We start from the raw sequence: 16,999 nt of genomic DNA, 5'->3' as shown, positions 1-16,999 counted from the left end.
TGTCCAGCCTTTCTCTCCCGTCCGGACTGTGACCGTCGGCTCCGGAATCACACCGGATCTGCTGGACCCACCTGGTGGAGGTGGCGCTCGCGGGCTTTCACCGCCGGTGGGGAATTCCACCCCGCCCTGAGAATCTGTACGGGAGATTACGTTACACCGCCCGGTGGGTCGCGTCAGTGAAAGAACCTGAGAGAAAGAAAGCCCCGGACAGACGAAACCGGGGGAGCGGATATCTCCGCTCCCCCGGTCAGGCCGGTTCAGGCCGGTTCAGGGTTGTCCCGGGTGTCGGCTACCCGCCGAAGCCGGCACGCAGCAGCCGGAAACTCTCCTCCAGTCGGGAGGGGGCATCCTGCGGGCCGCTGCTCGGCCAGGCCCACGGCGGAATGCTCCCGCACTCCGTGCCGGTGCTGTTCTGTCGGGCAGGTTCCACGGCCAGGGCCCCGGCAGCCAGTGAGGAGATGAGCAGCAGTGCCACACCCTGCCGGGACATCCCGTGTCCCGGGCGCCGGTAGAGTGCCTCCAGCAGACCGTCCGCGACGTGCTGGACCCGGGCTTTCTCTTTCGCTCCGGTGACCGCACTGAGGTGGTCGCCGATGGTCATGAGGTTCAGCAGTGTCCCGGGATTCTCCGGGGCGCCCTCCGGGTGGGTGCCGTCACTGAGACGGTCACCGATGAGGCGGTGCATGGTGTCCAGGGGGTGTTCGCCCTCCGGAGCGTCCTCCACCTGACGGCACCAGTCATCGAGGGTGTCCTCGATGAAGAGGAGCAGGGCGTCCTCGCGACGCGGGAAGTAGTTGTGGAAGGTCCGGGTGGACACTCCCGCCTTCTCCGCGATCGCGGCGACAGTCATGTTCTCGGTGCCCTCGGCGAGGAGCAGTTCGGCGGCGGCCCGGGACAGCGCACGTCGGGTCTCCTCCTTCTTCTGCTCCCGCAGGGACAGCACGGGTTCATGAGTCTGCTCAGGCACCGGACCCGACCTTTTCCTTCTTGTCCTTCGCGCCCAGGATCGCGTCAGCGTCCTCGCCGACGAGACCTTCTCCCTCGACGTCCACCTTCGGCAGGATCTTGTCCAGCCACTTCGGGAGCTTCCAGGCGCGGTCACCGAGCAGGAACAGGGTGGCCGGGACGATGGTCATGCGGACGATGAAGGCGTCGAAGAAGACGGCCAGGGCCAGGGCGGAACCCATCACCTTGATCAGCGCCTCGTCCATGAGGATGAACGCGGAGAACACGGACATCATGATCAGGGCGGCGGCGGTGACCACGCGGGCACCGTGCTTGAAGCCGTTGGAGACGGCGTTGCCCGCGGTCTTGCCGTGGACGTAGCCCTCGCGCATACGGGTCACCAGGAACACCTGGTAGTCCATCGCGAGTCCGAAGACGATACCGATGAGCATGATCGGCAGGAAGGACAGCAGCGGCTGCGGATCATCGGTGATGCCGAACCAGCCCTCCTGCCAGATGCCGACGGTGACGCCGAAGGTGGCGGCCACCGAGAGGGCGAAGCCGAGGGCCGCAATGAGCGGCACCCACAGCGAACGGAAGACGACCATCAGGAGGATGAACGCCAGCACCACCACGATGGCGACGTAGGGGATGAGCACCTCGGACAGACGGTCGGAAATGTCGTCGTAGATGGCGGTGACGCCGGTGACGGCGAAGGACGCGCCGGTGTTGTCGGAGTAGGTCCCCTCCAGGGTGCGGAGGTTCTCCAAGGTCTCGCTGGTCACCTCGTCGGTCGCCCCGGTGGTCGGGGTGATGAGGATCTGCGCGTAGCCGGCGTCCTCGGTCATCTGGGTGAGCTGGGCGTGCTTGACGCCGTCGACCTGGCTGATCTCGGTGACCGCTTCGGCGAAGGACTTCTGTGCGGTCTCGGGGTCCTGTCCGTTGCCGTCCACGAGCGCGACGAGCGGGGCGTTGCGGCCCGCACCGAAGTCCTCGTCGATCCACTCGTAGGCGGTGCGCTGCGGGCTGCCGAGGTTGGCGGTGCCGTCGGTGGGCATCGCCAGGCGCATGTTCAGCACCGGGATGGCGAGCAGGAGCAGGGCGAGGACGGATGCGCCGAGGAAGACGACCGGACGCTTGCGGACCTGGCGGACCCACTTGAGGCCCATGGTCGGCTTCTCGCTCTCGGGGTCCGGGGCCTTGACCCACGGAGCACGCGCGGCGAAGACCTTGGTGCCCACCGCGCCGAGGACGGCCGGCAGGAAGGTGAGCGCCACGACGACGGCGATGGCGACGGTGAGGGCCGCGGCCAGAGCCATCGCGGTGAGGAAGGGGATGTTGATGATCGAGAGCGCGGCCAGGGCGATGAGCACGGTGAGGCCGGCGAAGACCACGGCGGAGCCGGCCTTGCCGACGGAGAGTCCGGCGAGGTGCGCACGCTCCTGGGCCGGGAGTTCCTTGAACTTGGCGGCGAGTTCCTTCGGTTCGAGATCCTCGCCCTTGACCCGGGCGATGAGTTCGTTGCGGAACCGCGAGACGATGAACAGGGCGTAGTCGATGCCGACGGCCAGGCCGATCATCGTGGCCAGGGTCGGGGTGGTCGAGTTGATCGTGTCGGTCAGACCGGTACCTGCGTAGATGAGCAGCATGCCGGTGCCCACGCCGACGATGGCGGAGAGCAGCGGCAGTCCTGCGGCGACGAAGGAACCGAAGGTGACGATGAGGACCACGGCGGCGACGGCCATACCGATGAGCTCGGACGAACCGCCGACCTCCATGGTCTGGAAGGCGTTGCCGTTGTAGGAGATGTCGAGGTTACCGGTCTTGTCGGAGTCGATGAGATCGGTGACCGCGGTGACGTCCTCGGGCTTGATGTCCTGCATGTTCTCCGCGTCGAGGGTGACGGTGAACGTGCCGGTACGGCCGTTGTCACTGACGGGGGAGAGGTCGGCGACATCGGCGTCGATCGCGGCAGTGATCTCCCTGTCACTCAGACCCCGGGCCTTGAGCTGGGGGGTCTTCGCCTCGGTGAGCTGCTGCTCCATGCCCGCCGCGGCGGTCAGCGGATCGACGATGGCGTCGGTGTCCTTGATCTTGTCGCTGCCCTGCAGGTCGGCGATGAGCTTGTCGAGGTCGGCCTTGACGTCCGTGTCCTCGAGGGTCTGTCCCTCGGGGGCGCGGACGACGACGGTCCCGGTGGGGGCTTCGAGGGAGTCGTCCCCGCCGAAGATCTCCATGACCTTGTCATTGGTCTCCAGCGACTCGAGTCCCGGGATGGTCATCGACTCGGAGGTGTTCTTCATCAGGCCGGCGGCTGCGGAGCCGGCACCGATGAGGATGAGGATCCAGACGGCGATGAACCGCCATCGGTGAAGGTATGCGGATCGTCCGATCCGGTAGAGGAGTTTAGCCATGCGGGAGATTCTTGCACAGCTGGTGCAATGTTGCACATCGACTGCATGGATATGAGGGCAGCACTGTACGGACCCTCGGAGAACCCTGGCAACGGCGGGCGACCTGTAGGCTGTCCTGCGTGCTGCACGTGATGTCCTACGCCCTGGTCGACACCCTCAACGTCCTGTTGATCGGTGTGATCGTCGCCGTCGGCGTCATGCTGCCGGTCGCTTCGGCGGGTGGCCGGCGCGGCGCCTACGCCCGTATCGCCACCCTGCTGGTCATCGGTGACTGGCTCGGCGTCCTCGTGCTCGCGCTGCTCTCACTCCTGGTCTTCGACGGGATCGGGGACGCGGTGAGCACCTTCGTCGACTCGCCGATCTTCGGCATCCTGCTTGTCGCCACCGGCTGGTTCATCGGCATGATGGCGCTGCTGGGGAAGGGAGACAGCTCCGCGATGGTCGAGCGGATCCTCGGCCCGCTCCGCACGCCGACCCTGGCCACGCTCGGCACCGGTGTCATCCTCGGTCTGGTCCAGTCCGCGACCTCCGGGCCCTTCTTCGCGGGCATTCTCGTGATGAGCGCCGGGGACTTCAGCGCTGCGACCCGGTATGTCGGCATGATCGGGTACGCGAGTGTCGCGCTGAGTCTCCCGTTCCTGACGGCTCTGGCGGTCGGCTACGTCCGGGTGAGGCCACAGTCCTGGGTGGGGCGCCAGTTCGAGCGGATGCGGCACAACAGTGTCGCAGTAGCCCGGACCGCCGGAGTGCTGGCCGCCGTCATGCTCATGGCGCTCGGGTCAGCACATTTTCTGTGACATGTTTCACCGGGGCTTGGACGGAGATGGATCCATAAGTTAGCCTCACCTGTCGTGAGTGATGTTGCTGTAGTCACCGGCGCTGCCGGAGGTATGGGGACCGCGGTCGCGAGACTGCTCCTCAGCCGTACTGACCGACCGTCCACCCTGATTCTCGCCGACCGCGACCCGCAGGCCCTCGCCTCTGCTGTCGGCGACCTCCCGGCATTTGCCGACATCCGCACCGTGACCTGCGATGTCTCCGACGAGGACGCCGTCTCCGACCTGTTCTCCGCGGCTGCTGGGGCGGGCCGGATCACCCGTGTCATCCACGGTGCCGGCGTCCTCGGCCCGGGTGTCTCCGTCGCAGAGACGGAACCCGCCGACTTCGACCGCGTCTTCGCCGTCAACGCCCGCGGCACCTTCCTCGTCACCCGGGCCGCCGCCCGCGTCATGACGGCGCAGGGACTGTCGCAGGAGGGTGCGGCAACCGACCGGGCGATCACCGTCATCGCCTCCAACGCCGCGGGCGTCCCCCGCCACGGCATGGGCGTCTACGCCGCCTCCAAGGCCGCAGCCTCCGCCGTCACCCGCAGTCTCGGCCTCGAGGTCGCCGCCGACGGGATCCGCTGCAATGTCGTGAATCCCGGGTCTACCGACACAGCCATGCAGCGCGACTACTGGGGAGACGACGCCGCCGCCGGCAAGGCCCGCGTCCTCGGCGGCGACCTCGCCACCGCCCGGTTAGGCATCCCGCTCGGCCGGATCGCCACCGCCGACGACGTCGCCGAGGTCGTCGTCTTCCTCTCTTCTCCGGAGGCGCGGCATGTCGTGCTCCAGGAGATCTACGTCGACGGAGGAGCCACACTCCATGCCTGATCCTCTGCTGCAGCCCCTGGCGCCCTCCCGCCGCGGCGACTTCTCTTTCCGCCGCGGTACCACCGGCATCCACGTCCCCTCCGGGCATCTCAGCCCGATCGCGGAGTGGGAACCCGGCCGTACCGTCGTCGGTGCCCTGCCCTTCGACCACCGCACCGGTACCGGTGACCGGCTCTACGCCACCGACCTGCCGCTCACCCCGGGCACCCTCGCCGTCGGGGTCGGCCCGGAGTTCACCGGCGCCGGCGTCCATCCTGTCGCCGTTGACCCGGGTCTGGAGGACGCCTACACCGGTGCCGTCCGTGCCGCGCTCGACACCCTGGTGCAGGAGAACGACCTCGGTAAGGTCGTCCTGGGCCGCGCCGTGCGGGCCACCCTCGACCAGCGCCCCGAGTGGGAGTCCCTGCTGCGTCGGCTCACCGCGCGCAACCGCAATGCCTGGGTCTTCTCCGTCCCGCTCGGTGGGGCGCAGGCCTTTCTCGGGGCCAGTCCCGAGCTGCTGATCTCCCGTCGTGGTGACCGGATCATCAGCCACCCGTTGGCCGGATCCGCGCCGCGCAGCAGTGATCCGGTGGAGGACTGCCGCCGGTCGGAAAGACTGACCGGCTCGCCGAAGGACCACTACGAGCACGCCTTCGTCGTCGACATGATCGCCGAGACCCTCGCCCCGTGGTGTGCGGAGCTCGAGGTTCCTGACCAGCCGGAACTGCTGGCCACCGACAAGATGTGGCACCTCGGCAGCCGGATCACCGGACGGCTCAGGGATCCCGCGGCCGAGGGCACGGACGCCCTCTCCCTGGCACGTCTGCTGCACCCCACGCCAGCGGTCGCCGGCGTCCCCACCCGCGAAGCCATGGACCGGATCCATGACCTCGAGAAGGCCGACCGTCGCTACTTCGCGGGGACCGCCGGCTGGTGCGACGCCGACGGTGACGGAGACTGGGTCGTCTCCATCCGGGCCGCCGAGTTCGACGGGGACCGCGTCACCGCCTGGGCCGGCGCCGGCATCGTCGACGGTTCCGACCCGGACTCCGAGTTCACCGAGACCGGCGCGAAACTGCGCACCATCCTCGAAGGGCTGGGCATCGTCCCGGCGAAGGAGCTCATCCATGGCCACTGATCTGCCTGATCTCATCTCCTACGACCTGCCGGACTCCTGGCCCGAGCCGGTCGTCGACTGGACCCCCGACCCCACGCGGAGCGCCCTGCTGGTCCACGACATGCAGCGGCACTTCCTGAAGCCCTTCGACCCGGCGGCTGAGCCGTTGGCCAGTCTCGTCCCGAACACCGCACGGCTCATCGCCCGGGCCCGCGCGGCGGGGATCCCGGTGTTCTACACCGCCCAGCCCTCCGACCAGCCGGTGGAGAAGCGCGCCCTGCTCAACGACTGGTGGGGGCCGGGCCTGACAGGCAACCCCGAGGGTGCGCAGATCATCGACGAGGTCACCCCTGTCGACGGGGATCGTGTGCTGACCAAGTGGCGCTACTCCGCCTACGCCTACAGCGACTTCGACGAGCAGCTCGCCGCTCTGGGCCGCGATCAGCTGGTCATCACCGGCGTCTACGCCTCCATCGGCTGCTCGGTGACCGCGGTGGAGTCCTTCATGGGCGGGGTGCAGCCCTTCCTCGTCGCCGACGCCCTCGGTGACTTTTCCGGCACCGAGCACCGGCTCGCCCTGCAGTGGACCGGCCGCCGCGCCGGCGTGGTGCTCGACACGGACGCCGTCCTGCAACACTGGGCCGACTAGTCTGGTCTGAGTGCTGATCACCTTCACCTGGAGCGCTCCCACCGACATGCCCGCGGTGGACCGCGTCCACCTCCACGTCACCGGGGTCCACGACCACCATGACCCGGACTTCCACCGGATGAACCGGGTCGGCGACCGGTGGGAGTCGACGGTGGAGGTGCCCGAGGGTCTCGTCGCGTCCTACCGGATCATGCCGGTGACCGGGGAGCTTGCCGCGCAGGTCGACGCCGAGCCCGATTCCCGCGTCCGCTGGATGACCGTTGTCGGTCAGACCGTGCCGCACGTGCTCGACCACCCGGCGTGGCACCCGGCCGCCTGGTCGGAGGGCTTCGGGGAAGCCTCCGGCAGGCTCGTCATGTCGGAGGCGCCGGAGCAGGCCGGCTGGGACTCCGCGGACAGTCCCGGGTGGGAGGAGACCCCGCTCGACGGTCGCTCCCTGTGGACCGCTGACCTCCCGGATGCGGACTATGTCCTGGTTCTCAGCGACGGCCGGAACTGGGCGGCGACCGCCCTGCCCGCCGCGTTGCGTCGTCTTCACGCTGCAGGACGCCTGCCCCGGACCGGCGTCGTCGCGGTGGACACTTATGCAGGACGCTATGAGCTGCTCACCCGCTCCGCGGCGTACCGGGAACTCATCGCCGACCGGGTGATCCCGTGGGCGTGGGAGCAGGTCAGCGTTCTTGCTGACCCACAGCGCACGGTTATCTCCGGGGAGAGTCTCGGCGGACTGTCGGCGCTGGCCCTCGTCCTCAGCAGGCCGGATGCGGTCGGTTACGCGGTGAGTACCTCAGGTTCCTTCTGGTACCCCGCCTGGGACTCTGAGCAGGCCGGGGGAGAGGTCGCCGCGGAGATCCGCGAACGCACCGCTGCCGGCACCCCGCCGGAGGGCATCCGGGTCCACCTCAGTGCCGGGACCGGTGAAGGACGCCCGGGCGCGGGCAACACCACCATGGCTGACCACACACTCGCGGTGCACCGGGCCCTGGTGGACGCCGGAGTGCCCGCGACCTGCGAGATCTCCACCCACGGCCACGAGATGGCGGGGTGGACCGGGGCACTGACCCGCGGGCTGGTGCAGTTGCTGGGCTGATCGGGAGAGGTCAGAGCAACCGGGGATCATGGGCGGCATCCGTGTACATGGCGGGGTATCCGGTAGGCGGGGCGTCGCCGAAATATTCGAAATGCCAGACTTCGTTGGCGTAGGTCCGGCACAGTCCGTAGGCCGCGCCGTTCTGGTCGAGCCATGCCGCCCCGTCCACCGGACCGAGGTCGACGGCAGCTCCCGCGACATCCAGGGAGGTCTCCGGAGGCGCGACCCACCGGGACGCCTCCTCCAGCGAACCGTAGTCGTCGACGGCATCGGACAGGAGTCTGCGCTGGACTGGGGCTTGCCGTGGCCCAACGGATCGTGACCGCCCACGGCGGAGTACTGGATCTCGCACCTCGGGCGGAAGGGGGACTGACTGTCTCCGTCACCTTCCCCGAGAAGGACAGTTAGTCCGCGACCAGAGGCTCCATGGTGAGCTCCGGGTGCTCCTTCTCCACGAAAGCGAGCTTCCACTTGTCACCGAACAGGGCGATGAGTTCGCCGTCGGTGCGGGTGAAGATCTCCACACCGCGCTGGCGTCCCAGCTCAGGCGCGGATGCGGCGTCGGTGCGGCGGGCGACCTGGTAGGGGATCGGCTCGGTGACGGTCTCGACGTTGTACTCGCCGGCCATCCGGGCCTGCATGACCTCGAACTGCATCGGACCGACGGCGGCCATCACCGGGTTCGCGTCACCGCGGGCGTCGTTGCGCAGGATCTGCACCACGCCCTCGGAGTCGAGCTGGTCGAGGGCCTTGCGGAACTGCTTGTACTTGCCCAGCGTCTTCGCGCGCAGCGTCCGGAAGCTCTCCGGGGCGAACTGCGGCATTGGGCGGAACTGGACGCGGCGTCCTGCATAGATCGTGTCACCGGGGGCCAGCGCACCGGCGTTGACCAGTCCCACGATGTCGCCGGGCCAGGCGTCCTCGACGGTGGTGCGGTCGCGGCCGAAGACGGTCAGCGCGTACTTCGTGGAGAAGGTGCGGCCGGACTGGGCGTGGGTGACCTGCATGCCGCGCTCGAAGCGACCGGAGACGACGCGCATGAAGGCGAGCTTGTCGCGGTGGTGGGTGTCCATTCCGGCCTGGACCTTGAAGACCACGCCGGAGAACGCCTCGTCGACCTCACGGATCTTCTCGACCGCCGAACCGCCGGAGGACGCCGCGGCCTCGACCGCCTTCGGGTCGGACTCGCGGGCACCGGGCTCGGGGGCCAGGGCGCACAGCGTGTCGAGGATCTGGTGGACGCCGAAGTTCAGCATCGCGGAGGCGAAGATCAGAGGGGAGGTCGTGCAGTCGAGGAAGAGCTCCTGGTCGTGCACGGCACCGTCGGCGGCGAGCAGCTCGGCCTCCTCGGCGGCGGTGTCCCAGGCTCCCTCTTCCTTCTCCGACGCCTCGGCGGGGGAGTAGTGCTCCTCCGGGGCGATGGAGGAACCGCCGGCGGTGCGCAGGAAGCGGATGTACTCCTCCGGCTCGCCGTCGGCGGTGAGCTTCGCCAGGCCGCGGAAGTCACCGGCCTCGCCGACCGGCCAGTACAGCGGAGTGGGCTGCAGGCCGATCTCGGTGACGATCTCGTCGACGAGCTCCAGCGGCTCTTTACCGGGGCGGTCCCACTTGTTGATCACGGTGATGATCGGCAGGCCGCGGGCCTTGCACACCCGGAACAGCTTGAGGGTCTGCGGCTCAAGACCCTTGGCACCGTCGACGAGCATGACGGCGGCGTCGACGGCGGTGAGGACGCGGTAGGTGTCCTCCGAGAAGTCGGCGTGACCGGGGGTGTCGACGAGGTTGATCATGTACGGCTCGCCCTCGTGGCCCTCGGGTGCGTACTCGAACTGCAGAGCCGAGGAGGCTACCGAGATACCGCGGTCCTTCTCCATCTCCATCCAGTCGGAGACCGTGGACTTGCGTCCGGCCTTGCCGTGGACCGCGCCGGCCTCGTTGATGACGTGGGCGTGGAGAGCCAGGGCCTCGGTCAGCGTCGACTTACCGGCGTCCGGGTGGGCGATGACGGCGAAGGTGCGGCGACGGTGCGACTCGGCGGCGACGGTGGACGGGCTGGCGGAACTGGCGGTATCTGACACGGCTGATCATCCTACCCGGTCAGTGCCCGGTTACCGGTGCCCGGCTACTGCAGCGGCTTCTCCCAGCCGCCCCGGACCTCGACCCCGGTGGCGGCGGCGAGCTGCTCGATCTCGTCGTTCTCTGCCTCGGTGAGGGAGAGACCGGCGGCGCGGACCTGGGAGTCGATGTGCCGGGTCTTCGTCACGCCGATGATCGGCACGGTGCCCTTGCCGCGGGCCCAGGCCGTGGCGACCTCGGCGACGGACAGCCCGCCGTGTGCCTCACCGATCCGGGCCATGGCGGCGGTGAGCTCGGTGAGCTGCGGCAGGACCGGGTTGTAGCTCTCCGCCCGCCCACTGCCTTCCGGCAGCGGGTTTCCTACACCGTAGGCGCCGGTCAGTGCGCCCTGCTCCAGGACCATGTACGGCCAGAAGGAGATGCCGTGCTCGTGGCAGAAGTCCAGGACCCCGGTGGTCTCGGAGTCACGGAAGAGCAGGCTGTAGTGGTTCTGCACCGCGGACAGCGGGACGCCACCCTCAGCCAGGATCTCCACGACCCGCCCGATCTGGGCGAGACTGTGGTTGGAGACGCCGACCTGCCGCACCTTCCCGGACTGCACCAGGGGGATGAGCTGCGGGGTCCAGTGTTCGACATCGTCCTGGTTGTGGATCCAGTACACGTCGACATGGTCGGTGCGCAGGCGGGACAGGCTGGCGTCCAGCATCTGTTCCATGGAGTCGCCGTACTGGTCGACGATCCCAGGGGTGAACTTCGTGGACAGCTGGTAGCTCTCCCGGTCGTAGTCGGCGAGGAGCTCGCCGAGGATGGTCTCGGAGGCGCCCATGGCGTACACGGGGGCGGTGTCGAAGAGGGTGAGGCCGGCGGCCATCGCTGCGTCCACCACGGGCTTCAGGTCGGCGGTGTCGAGGTGGTTGCCGAAGACAGTGTCGCCGCCGACGTCACCGGAGCCCCAGGACCAGGTACCGAGGACGACAGAGGGGGAGGGAAGTGGGTTCATGGCCTCCATTGTCCCCTCGTCGGACGCCGCGTGCCGGTCACGGTGCGGGGAGGCTGCCGAGTTTGCGTCACATATTCCAGGCGTCCGTGCCATGGACCCGGGTAAACGGTGATGCAGACTCGGGGAAGTGCGGTTACGTCTGCTGGTACACCGCCTGCACCCGGTCGAATCGTCGGGCGGCGGATCGCCCCGGGTATGGTCCCCGTGCCCTGGGGTTGCGTCGCTTGACCACAGTTAAAGCGACACGACCCCAGGGCGATCGTCACGTTCCCAGGGCACCCCAGGCGTTGGTCTCAGACAGGATCCCGCCGCGGCACCGCCCCGGACATGAACTTCCGCACCCACGCATCATCCTTGAACTGAGACGGCACGCCGCCGCCGAGCAGCTCCTTGACCGGTGGTGCCGCGATCTCCACATCGGAGCCGAGCAGGATGATGTTGCCGTAGCGGCGTCCCTTGAGCATGGGCGGATCGGCGATCACCGCGAGACGGCTCCACACCTCCGCCATCCCGGCCAGCTCCGCCTTCGCACCGCGCAGGTCGGAGTGGTCGCCGCAGTTGGCGACATAGAGCCCGTCGGACGCCAGCCCCCGGTGACAGTCGGTGAAGAACTCCACGGTCGTGAAACTCTCCGGGGTGACCGCCCCGGCGAAGACGTCCCGGATGACCACGTCGCGGCTGGCCGGGGTGAAGGACGCGGCGACCTCGCGGGCGTCATCGACCCGGATCTTCACCCTGGGGCTGCGCGGGATGTCGAACCACTGCCGCGACAGCTTCGCCAGCTCACCGTCGAGTTCCACGACCGTGTTCCGTGAGTCCGGGAAGACGTCCGCGAAGTACCGGGCCATGGTGCAGGCTCCACCGCCGAGGTGGGTGATCCGCCGCGGGGCCAGGAAGCCGCCGTTGACCTGCGCCTGCACCGCCGAAGCGATCCACCGCATGTACTCGAAGGCCAGTTCCCTCGGCGCCCCGATCTCGATATGGGAACTCGGCACACCGTTGATACTGATCAGCCAGCCCGATCCGGAGTACGGGTCCGCCTCCAGCTCGATGATCCCGTAGTCGCCCTCGTACACCCCGGCGACCGGGGCCGGTTCCGTCGCCTTCTTCGCCACGGTCAGTTCATCTCCCCGGCATCACCGAAGAGCCAGGCCACGACGAGCGCCCCGGGATCGATGACACCCCGGGCACGTTCGCCCAGGTAGGACGCCCGACCCTTTGTTGCGGTGATCTCCGAGGTGGACCGGGCACCGGCGATGGCGGCCTCTTGGACAGCGGCGAGGTCAGGGGCAGCCTCCGGATCCGCCTCGGCAGCGGCCCGGGCGGCCTCCGCGGCGGGGACAAGGGCGTCCACCATGGTCCGGTCACCGGGCTTCGCGCCACCGAGTTCGGTGACGGCATCCGCGGCACGGGTCAGCGCCTCGGCGAGCTCGCCGGCGGTCAGCGCGGCGGACGCACCCCGGGCGGCGGTGGTCGCCATCTCACGGAACATCGTGCCGAAGACCGCGCCGGAGGTGCCACCGGCGCGGATGAACAGCCGGCTGGCCAGGGCGGCGAGAACCTCGGCGTCCGTGCCCTTGAGCGGACTCGGCAGGTCACCGAAGGCGGCCTGCATATTCGTGCCGAAGTCACCGTCACCGGCCAGCCGGTCCAGCTCGGTGAGATCGTCGACGGAGGCCACCACACCCGAGACGAAGTCGGAGAGCCACTGATTCACCGCCGACTCCGCTGTCCCCGGCACATCCTCTGGCACGACCGTGGTGGCGTCCACCGGCTCCGGATCCACGCCGACGGTGACGGGCCAGGCAGGGGCAGCGGTCGGGGCGTCGATCAGTTCCACGACGGTGTCGCCGTCAGCATCATCCAGCCGGGTGAGGGTGACCGAGATCCCGGCCATGTTCACCGAGGTCACGTAGCTCCCGACAATGCTGCGCACCACGGTCACTCCCCGGTCGGCGAGGAAACGCAGCACCTCGTCGAAGACCAGGTCGAGTTCCAGGTTCGTCGTCGCACCCAGCCCGTTGACCAGGCAGAGGACGCGGTCGCCCCCGGTCAGTCCGAGATCCCCGACCACCGCACCGGCCAGCCGGGCGACAGTCTCATGGGCGGTGGCCACGTCGGTGCGGTCCACACCGGCCTCGCCGTGGATGCCGACGCCGACCTCCATCTCCTCCTCGCCCAGGTCGAAGGTGTAGCGCCCGCTCGTCGGCAGGTGTCCCGGCGTCAGGGCTGCGGCCATGGACCGCGACCCCTCGGCGACCACGCGGGCCAGGCGGGTGACCTCGTCGAGGTCGTCGCCGCGGAACGCGGACGCCCCGGCGACCTTCTCCACGAGGATCGTTGCTCCGGTACCGCGGCGACCCGGACCGGAGTCGGAGGAGGTGGCGACATCGTCGGCGACGATGACTTCCCGGGTGTCGATCCCGGGGAGGCCCTGCCGGGCGACGCGGAAGTTGATGACGTCCCCGGTGTAGTTCTTCACGATGTGGACCACGCCCCGGCCGGCGTCGGCGGCGCGGGTCGCTTCGGTGACCTGTACCGCATTCGGGGAGGTGAACATGAGGCCGGGCACGGCGGCGGCGAGCATGCCTTCACCGAGAAAACCCGCGTGCATGGGCTCGTGGCCGGAACCTCCGCCGGAGATCACGGCGACGGCGGGGTTCCCGTCGACGTCGACGACCGGGGAACGACGCGCGATGTACCCGGCGGTGTTCCAGGTGGCGTCCGGGTGGGACGCCACGAAACCACCGAGGGCCTGGGGGAGGAAGTAGTCAGGGTCGTTGCGGAAGGACCGCGGGGAGAGCGGGGAAACAGAGGCCATACCTCCGCACCCTACCTCCCGTGGATCTCGTTCTGCGCGGCAGGCACACCCCGTCGTGCGATGATCTCCACGGCGTCAGCGGCGGTGCGCACGGCGTCCTCCAGCAGCTCCCGCGCCAGGGATCCGTCGCCGGGACGACCCAGCACATGGTCGACCACGGACTGCCCGTCGGAGGGGCGCCCGATGCCGACCCGGATGCGCACGTAGTCCCGCGTCCCGAGCTTCTCGGAGATCGACTTCAGCCCGTTGTGCCCGTTCTCGTTACCGCCGATCCGGATCTTCACCTTGCCGGCGGGCAGGTCCAGCTCGTCATGGATCGCGATGACGTGGTCTGCCGGGATCGCGTACGACGTGGCCAGCGGGGCGACGGCCAGACCGGTCTCGTTCATGTACGTCGCGGAGCGCACCAGCAGGACGCCGTGCTCGTCGACTCCGGTGCGGGCGACCTTCGCCTTCACACCGGGAACACCGATGAGCTGCTCCCGGTGGCGGCGCAGCAGTTCGTCCACGACGCGGTAGCCGATGTTGTGGCGCGTAGCCGCGTACTTCGCGCCCGGGTTACCGAGCCCGACGACCATCCACTGGGCGGCGGGCAGCGCGTCCCACACGGACTCCTTCTTCGGCTTCGTGGGAGCAGTCCGGGATCGCCGGAACAGTCCCTTCAGCGCGTCGAGGATGCTCATGCCGTCACCGTTCCCGCGGCGAGACCGGTGACCAGGTCCGCAGCGTCCGCGCACATGACCGGCACCTCGGCCTGTTCGGCCTTCGAGAACCGCTTGAGGACGAAGGACGCCGGGGCCATGCGTCCCGGCGGACGGCCGATACCCACCTGGATCCGCAGGAAGTCCTGCGTCCCCAGCGACTTGGCGATGTCCTTGAGGCCGTTGTGCCCGTTGAGCCCGCCGCCCTTCTTCAGCTTCACCGCACCGAGGTCGAGGTCCAGCTCATCGTGGATGACGACGACCTGCGCGGGCTTCACCTTGAAGTACCCGGCCAGCGCCTTCACCGGCCCGCCGGAGAGGTTCATGAAGCTGCGCGGCTTCGCCAGGACGACCTTGCGGTCGCCCACGCGGATCTCGTCGACGTGCGCGTTGACCTTCTTGTTGACGCTGAAGTGGTCACCCAGTTCATCGAGGACCGCCGCGCCGATATTGTGCCGGGTGCCCTCATAGTCGGCACCCGGGTTCCCCAGTCCCACGACGAGCAGTGGGGAGGCTCCGTTGGTGTTCACGGGCACCATCATGGCACAGCATACGGTGACGAAATAAGCCACCCCTCATGCCGGTGGGCACAAGGGGTGGCGGGGTTCCCGGCTGCGGCCGGGGGATGGGGAGTGTGACTACTCCGCGTCCTCGGCGGGGGCCTCGGCAGCGGCGTCCTCGGCCGGAGCCTCGGCACCGGCGCCGGTCTCCTCGGCGGCGGCGTCGGCCTCAGCCTCGTTGTCCTCCGGTGCGGTGAAGTTGACGACGAGGGTCTCGGCGTCGGAGGTGAGGGTGACACCGGCCGGGAGGGTGATGTCGCCGGCCAGGATCTGGTCGCCGATTTCCTTGCCCTCGAGGGAGACGGTGAGCTCCTCCGGGATGGAGAGCACGTTGGCCTCGACGGAGACGGTGTCGGCGTCCTGGATGTACTCGGTGCCCGGGGTCGGCTCGCCCTCGACGATGACGGGGACGTCGACCTCGACGGTCTCGTCGCGCTTCACGGCGAGCAGGTCGGCGTGGTCGATGTCGAAGGTCAGCACGTTCTGGTCGACGGACTTGATGAGGGCGAGGTGCTTCTCACCGTCGACGTCGACGTCGACCAGGGCGTTGACGCCGTGGTTACGCAGGATGCCCTGGAACTCGAGCAGGTCGAAGCTGACGTGGACCGGCTCCTGGTGGTTGGCGTAGACGACGGCCGGGACGCGCCAGGCGCGACGCAGGCGGCGGGCGGCACCCTTACCGAACTCGGTGCGCGGCTGGGCGGCGATGTCGATGATCTTGGTGGCCATGTGGCTCTCCGTTTCTGTTTCTGGTCAGGACGACTGACCGGGACAACTACGTTCGGACTCAGCTGCGGGCAGGAACGGCTCCTGAAACGACAGAAGCCGCGGCCTGGGCCGCGGCGTTTTCGCCCCGCGTGCTGTCCTGACGGAGAAGCAGTGGGAACGGATTCGCGCCGATAACGGCCGGTGATTTCACCGGCCCTCGCCGAGACGCGATGAGTCTATCACTCGAACAGCGTGGTGACCGAACCGTTCTCGAAGATCTCGTGGATCGTCTTCGCGACCAGCGGCGCGATCGGCAGGACGGTGAGGTTGTCCCAGCCTTCCGTGTTCTGCGGGAGGGTGTCGGTGGTGATGACCTCACACACGCCGCAGGCGTTGAGGCGCTCACGGGCCGGGTCGGAGAAGACACCGTGGGTGGTGGCGATGATGACGTCGGAGGCGCCGGCCTTGCGGAGCACCTCGACGGCGCCGGCGATGGTTCCGCCGGTGTCGATCATGTCGTCGATGAGGATGCAGGTGCGGCCCTCGACGTCACCGATGACGCGGTTGGCGGTGACCTTGTTGGCGACGTCGATGTCGCGGGTCTTGTGCACGAAGGCCAGCGGGGCACCGTCGAGGATGTTGGACCACTTCTCGGCGGTCTTCACCCGGCCCGCGTCGGGGGAGACGATGGCGATGTTGTCGGTGCCGTAGTTCTCGCGGATGTAGTCCGTGAGGATCGGCATCGCGTGCATGTGGTCGACCGGGCCGTCGAAGAAGCCCTGGATCTGGTCGGTGTGGAGGTCCACGGCGACGATCCGGTCCGCGCCGGCGGTCTTTATCAGGTCGGCGATGAGGCGGGCGGAGATGGGCTCGCGGCCGCGGTGCTTCTTGTCCTGGCGGGCGTAGGGGTAGAACGGCAGGATCGCGGTGATGCGCTTGGCGGAGCCGCGCTTCAGGGCGTCGATCATGATGAGCTGCTCCATGATCGCCTTGTTCAGGGGCTGCGGGTAGGACTGCAGCACGAAGGCGTCCGACCCACGGACGGACTCCTCGAACCGGACGAAGATCTCTCCGTTGGCGAAATCGCGGGCAGTGGTCGGGGTCACGGCGATCCCCAGCTCACGGGCCACAGCTTCACCCAGTTCAGGGTGGGCGCGACCGGAGAACAGCATCAGGTTCTTCTGGTTGTCGATCCAGTGGGACACGGCTTCTTCTGACCTTTCGGTGGGGTGGTCACGCCTGTGCACGCAGGCGGTATGACACGGATCATGTTAGGGCGCG

General features: G+C 68.5%; 17 protein-coding genes and 1 riboswitch. Of the genes, 6 read left to right on the top strand and 11 right to left on the bottom strand.

The window, feature by feature from the left end:
• Window positions 1-5: 5 nt before the first annotated feature.
• Window positions 6-138, bottom strand: a riboswitch (FMN riboswitch).
• A 151-nt stretch (window positions 139-289) separates the two neighbouring features.
• The gene (locus CVA01_RS01115; protein ID WP_141328125.1) at window positions 290-943 is read right to left on the bottom strand and encodes a TetR/AcrR family transcriptional regulator; all 654 of its coding nucleotides are present in this window, start codon (window positions 941-943) and stop codon (window positions 290-292) included.
• Between the two features lie 16 nt (window positions 944-959).
• Window positions 960-3,359: an MMPL family transporter gene (locus tag CVA01_RS01110; RefSeq protein ID WP_141327959.1), complete on the bottom strand. Its 2,400-nt coding sequence runs from the start codon at window positions 3,357-3,359 to the stop codon at window positions 960-962.
• Between the two features lie 119 nt (window positions 3,360-3,478).
• On the opposite strand from CVA01_RS01110, the gene CVA01_RS01105 reads away from it, so the two are divergent.
• The 5 genes from CVA01_RS01105 to CVA01_RS01085 are packed head-to-tail and all read left to right on the top strand — an operon-like array spanning window position 3,479 to window position 7,852.
• On the top strand, window positions 3,479-4,156 hold the full coding sequence (locus CVA01_RS01105) for a hypothetical protein (protein WP_141327957.1): 678 nt from the start codon (window positions 3,479-3,481) through the stop codon (window positions 4,154-4,156).
• A 54-nt stretch (window positions 4,157-4,210) separates the two neighbouring features.
• Window positions 4,211-5,014 carry an SDR family oxidoreductase gene (locus CVA01_RS01100; protein WP_141327955.1) on the top strand — a complete coding sequence of 268 codons (804 nt, stop codon included), beginning with the start codon at window positions 4,211-4,213 and terminating at the stop codon, window positions 5,012-5,014.
• The gene (locus CVA01_RS01095; RefSeq protein ID WP_073883919.1) at window positions 5,007-6,134 is read left to right on the top strand and encodes an isochorismate synthase; all 1,128 of its coding nucleotides are present in this window, start codon (window positions 5,007-5,009) and stop codon (window positions 6,132-6,134) included. Before CVA01_RS01100 ends, CVA01_RS01095 begins: the two co-directional genes overlap by 8 nt.
• Complete coding sequence (locus CVA01_RS01090) at window positions 6,124-6,762, top strand: isochorismatase family protein (RefSeq protein ID WP_141327951.1); 639 nt, start codon at window positions 6,124-6,126, stop codon at window positions 6,760-6,762. The genes CVA01_RS01095 and CVA01_RS01090 overlap by 11 nt, the downstream gene beginning before the upstream one ends.
• Before the next feature lie 10 nt (window positions 6,763-6,772).
• Entirely contained in the window at window positions 6,773-7,852 is a 1,080-nt protein-coding gene (locus tag CVA01_RS01085; RefSeq protein WP_141327949.1) for an alpha/beta hydrolase-fold protein, read from the top strand.
• A gap of 10 nt (window positions 7,853-7,862) precedes the next feature.
• On the opposite strand, the gene CVA01_RS15040 is transcribed toward CVA01_RS01085, so the two are convergent.
• Window positions 7,863-8,204 (bottom strand): M15 family metallopeptidase domain-containing protein, encoded by a 342-nt coding sequence (locus CVA01_RS15040; protein WP_174775585.1) that lies wholly within the window; start codon window positions 8,202-8,204, stop codon window positions 7,863-7,865.
• Here CVA01_RS15040 and CVA01_RS15555 point away from each other — a divergent pair.
• Entirely contained in the window at window positions 8,156-8,260 is a 105-nt protein-coding gene (locus CVA01_RS15555) for a hypothetical protein (RefSeq protein WP_373862650.1), read from the top strand. The genes CVA01_RS15040 and CVA01_RS15555 overlap by 49 nt on opposite strands.
• Here the strand turns inward: CVA01_RS15555 and CVA01_RS01070 are convergent.
• From CVA01_RS01070 to CVA01_RS01035, 8 genes are all read right to left on the bottom strand, one after another.
• The gene (locus CVA01_RS01070; protein ID WP_073883922.1) at window positions 8,257-9,930 is read right to left on the bottom strand and encodes a peptide chain release factor 3; all 1,674 of its coding nucleotides are present in this window, start codon (window positions 9,928-9,930) and stop codon (window positions 8,257-8,259) included. The genes CVA01_RS15555 and CVA01_RS01070 overlap by 4 nt on opposite strands.
• 44 nt (window positions 9,931-9,974) lie before the next feature.
• Window positions 9,975-10,928, bottom strand: a complete 954-nt coding sequence (locus tag CVA01_RS01065) for an aldo/keto reductase (RefSeq protein WP_170209649.1) — start codon at window positions 10,926-10,928, stop codon at window positions 9,975-9,977.
• A gap of 293 nt (window positions 10,929-11,221) precedes the next feature.
• A complete protein-coding gene (locus CVA01_RS01060) occupies window positions 11,222-12,043 on the bottom strand; it encodes a spermidine synthase (RefSeq protein ID WP_014010529.1) in 822 nt (273 codons plus the stop codon).
• Window positions 12,044-12,045: 2 nt separating this feature from the next.
• Complete coding sequence (gene dhaL / locus CVA01_RS01055) at window positions 12,046-13,749, bottom strand: dihydroxyacetone kinase subunit DhaL (RefSeq protein ID WP_141327945.1); 1,704 nt, start codon at window positions 13,747-13,749, stop codon at window positions 12,046-12,048.
• 11 nt (window positions 13,750-13,760) lie between these two features.
• Window positions 13,761-14,432, bottom strand: a complete 672-nt coding sequence (pth, locus tag CVA01_RS01050; RefSeq protein ID WP_073883924.1) for an aminoacyl-tRNA hydrolase — start codon at window positions 14,430-14,432, stop codon at window positions 13,761-13,763.
• Window positions 14,429-14,989: an aminoacyl-tRNA hydrolase gene (gene pth / locus CVA01_RS01045; RefSeq protein ID WP_244938075.1), complete on the bottom strand. Its 561-nt coding sequence runs from the start codon at window positions 14,987-14,989 to the stop codon at window positions 14,429-14,431. The genes pth (CVA01_RS01050) and pth (CVA01_RS01045) overlap by 4 nt, the downstream gene beginning before the upstream one ends.
• A gap of 99 nt (window positions 14,990-15,088) precedes the next feature.
• Window positions 15,089-15,739: a 50S ribosomal protein L25/general stress protein Ctc gene (locus tag CVA01_RS01040; protein WP_141327941.1), complete on the bottom strand. Its 651-nt coding sequence runs from the start codon at window positions 15,737-15,739 to the stop codon at window positions 15,089-15,091.
• 218 nt (window positions 15,740-15,957) lie between these two features.
• On the bottom strand, window positions 15,958-16,923 hold the full coding sequence (locus CVA01_RS01035) for a ribose-phosphate diphosphokinase (protein ID WP_141327939.1): 966 nt from the start codon (window positions 16,921-16,923) through the stop codon (window positions 15,958-15,960).
• Window positions 16,924-16,999 lie beyond the last annotated feature (76 nt).

This window comes from Corynebacterium variabile, from assembly GCF_006539825.1.
In the GTDB taxonomy this organism is placed as follows: domain Bacteria; phylum Actinomycetota; class Actinomycetes; order Mycobacteriales; family Mycobacteriaceae; genus Corynebacterium; species Corynebacterium variabile.
The sequence above is the reverse complement of the archived record's forward strand: the minus strand, read 5'-3'. Positions and strand labels throughout refer to the sequence as shown.

What these genes read in the sequence shown, in the direction of transcription:
- CVA01_RS01110 (WP_141327959.1), bottom strand. Translation starts at nt 3,359, where the DNA reads ATGGCTAAACTCCTCTACCGGATCGGACGATCCGCATACCTTCACCGA.
- CVA01_RS01095 (WP_073883919.1), top strand. Translation starts at nt 5,007, where the DNA reads ATGCCTGATCCTCTGCTGCAGCCCCTGGCGCCCTCCCGCCGCGGCGAC.
- CVA01_RS01090 (WP_141327951.1), top strand. Translation starts at nt 6,124, where the DNA reads ATGGCCACTGATCTGCCTGATCTCATCTCCTACGACCTGCCGGACTCC.
- CVA01_RS01065 (WP_170209649.1), bottom strand. Translation starts at nt 10,928, where the DNA reads ATGAACCCACTTCCCTCCCCCTCTGTCGTCCTCGGTACCTGGTCCTGG.
- dhaL (WP_141327945.1), bottom strand. Translation starts at nt 13,749, where the DNA reads ATGGCCTCTGTTTCCCCGCTCTCCCCGCGGTCCTTCCGCAACGACCCT.
- pth (WP_073883924.1), bottom strand. Translation starts at nt 14,432, where the DNA reads ATGAGCATCCTCGACGCGCTGAAGGGACTGTTCCGGCGATCCCGGACT.
- pth (WP_244938075.1), bottom strand. Translation starts at nt 14,989, where the DNA reads ATGGTGCCCGTGAACACCAACGGAGCCTCCCCACTGCTCGTCGTGGGA.
- CVA01_RS01040 (WP_141327941.1), bottom strand. Translation starts at nt 15,739, where the DNA reads ATGGCCACCAAGATCATCGACATCGCCGCCCAGCCGCGCACCGAGTTC.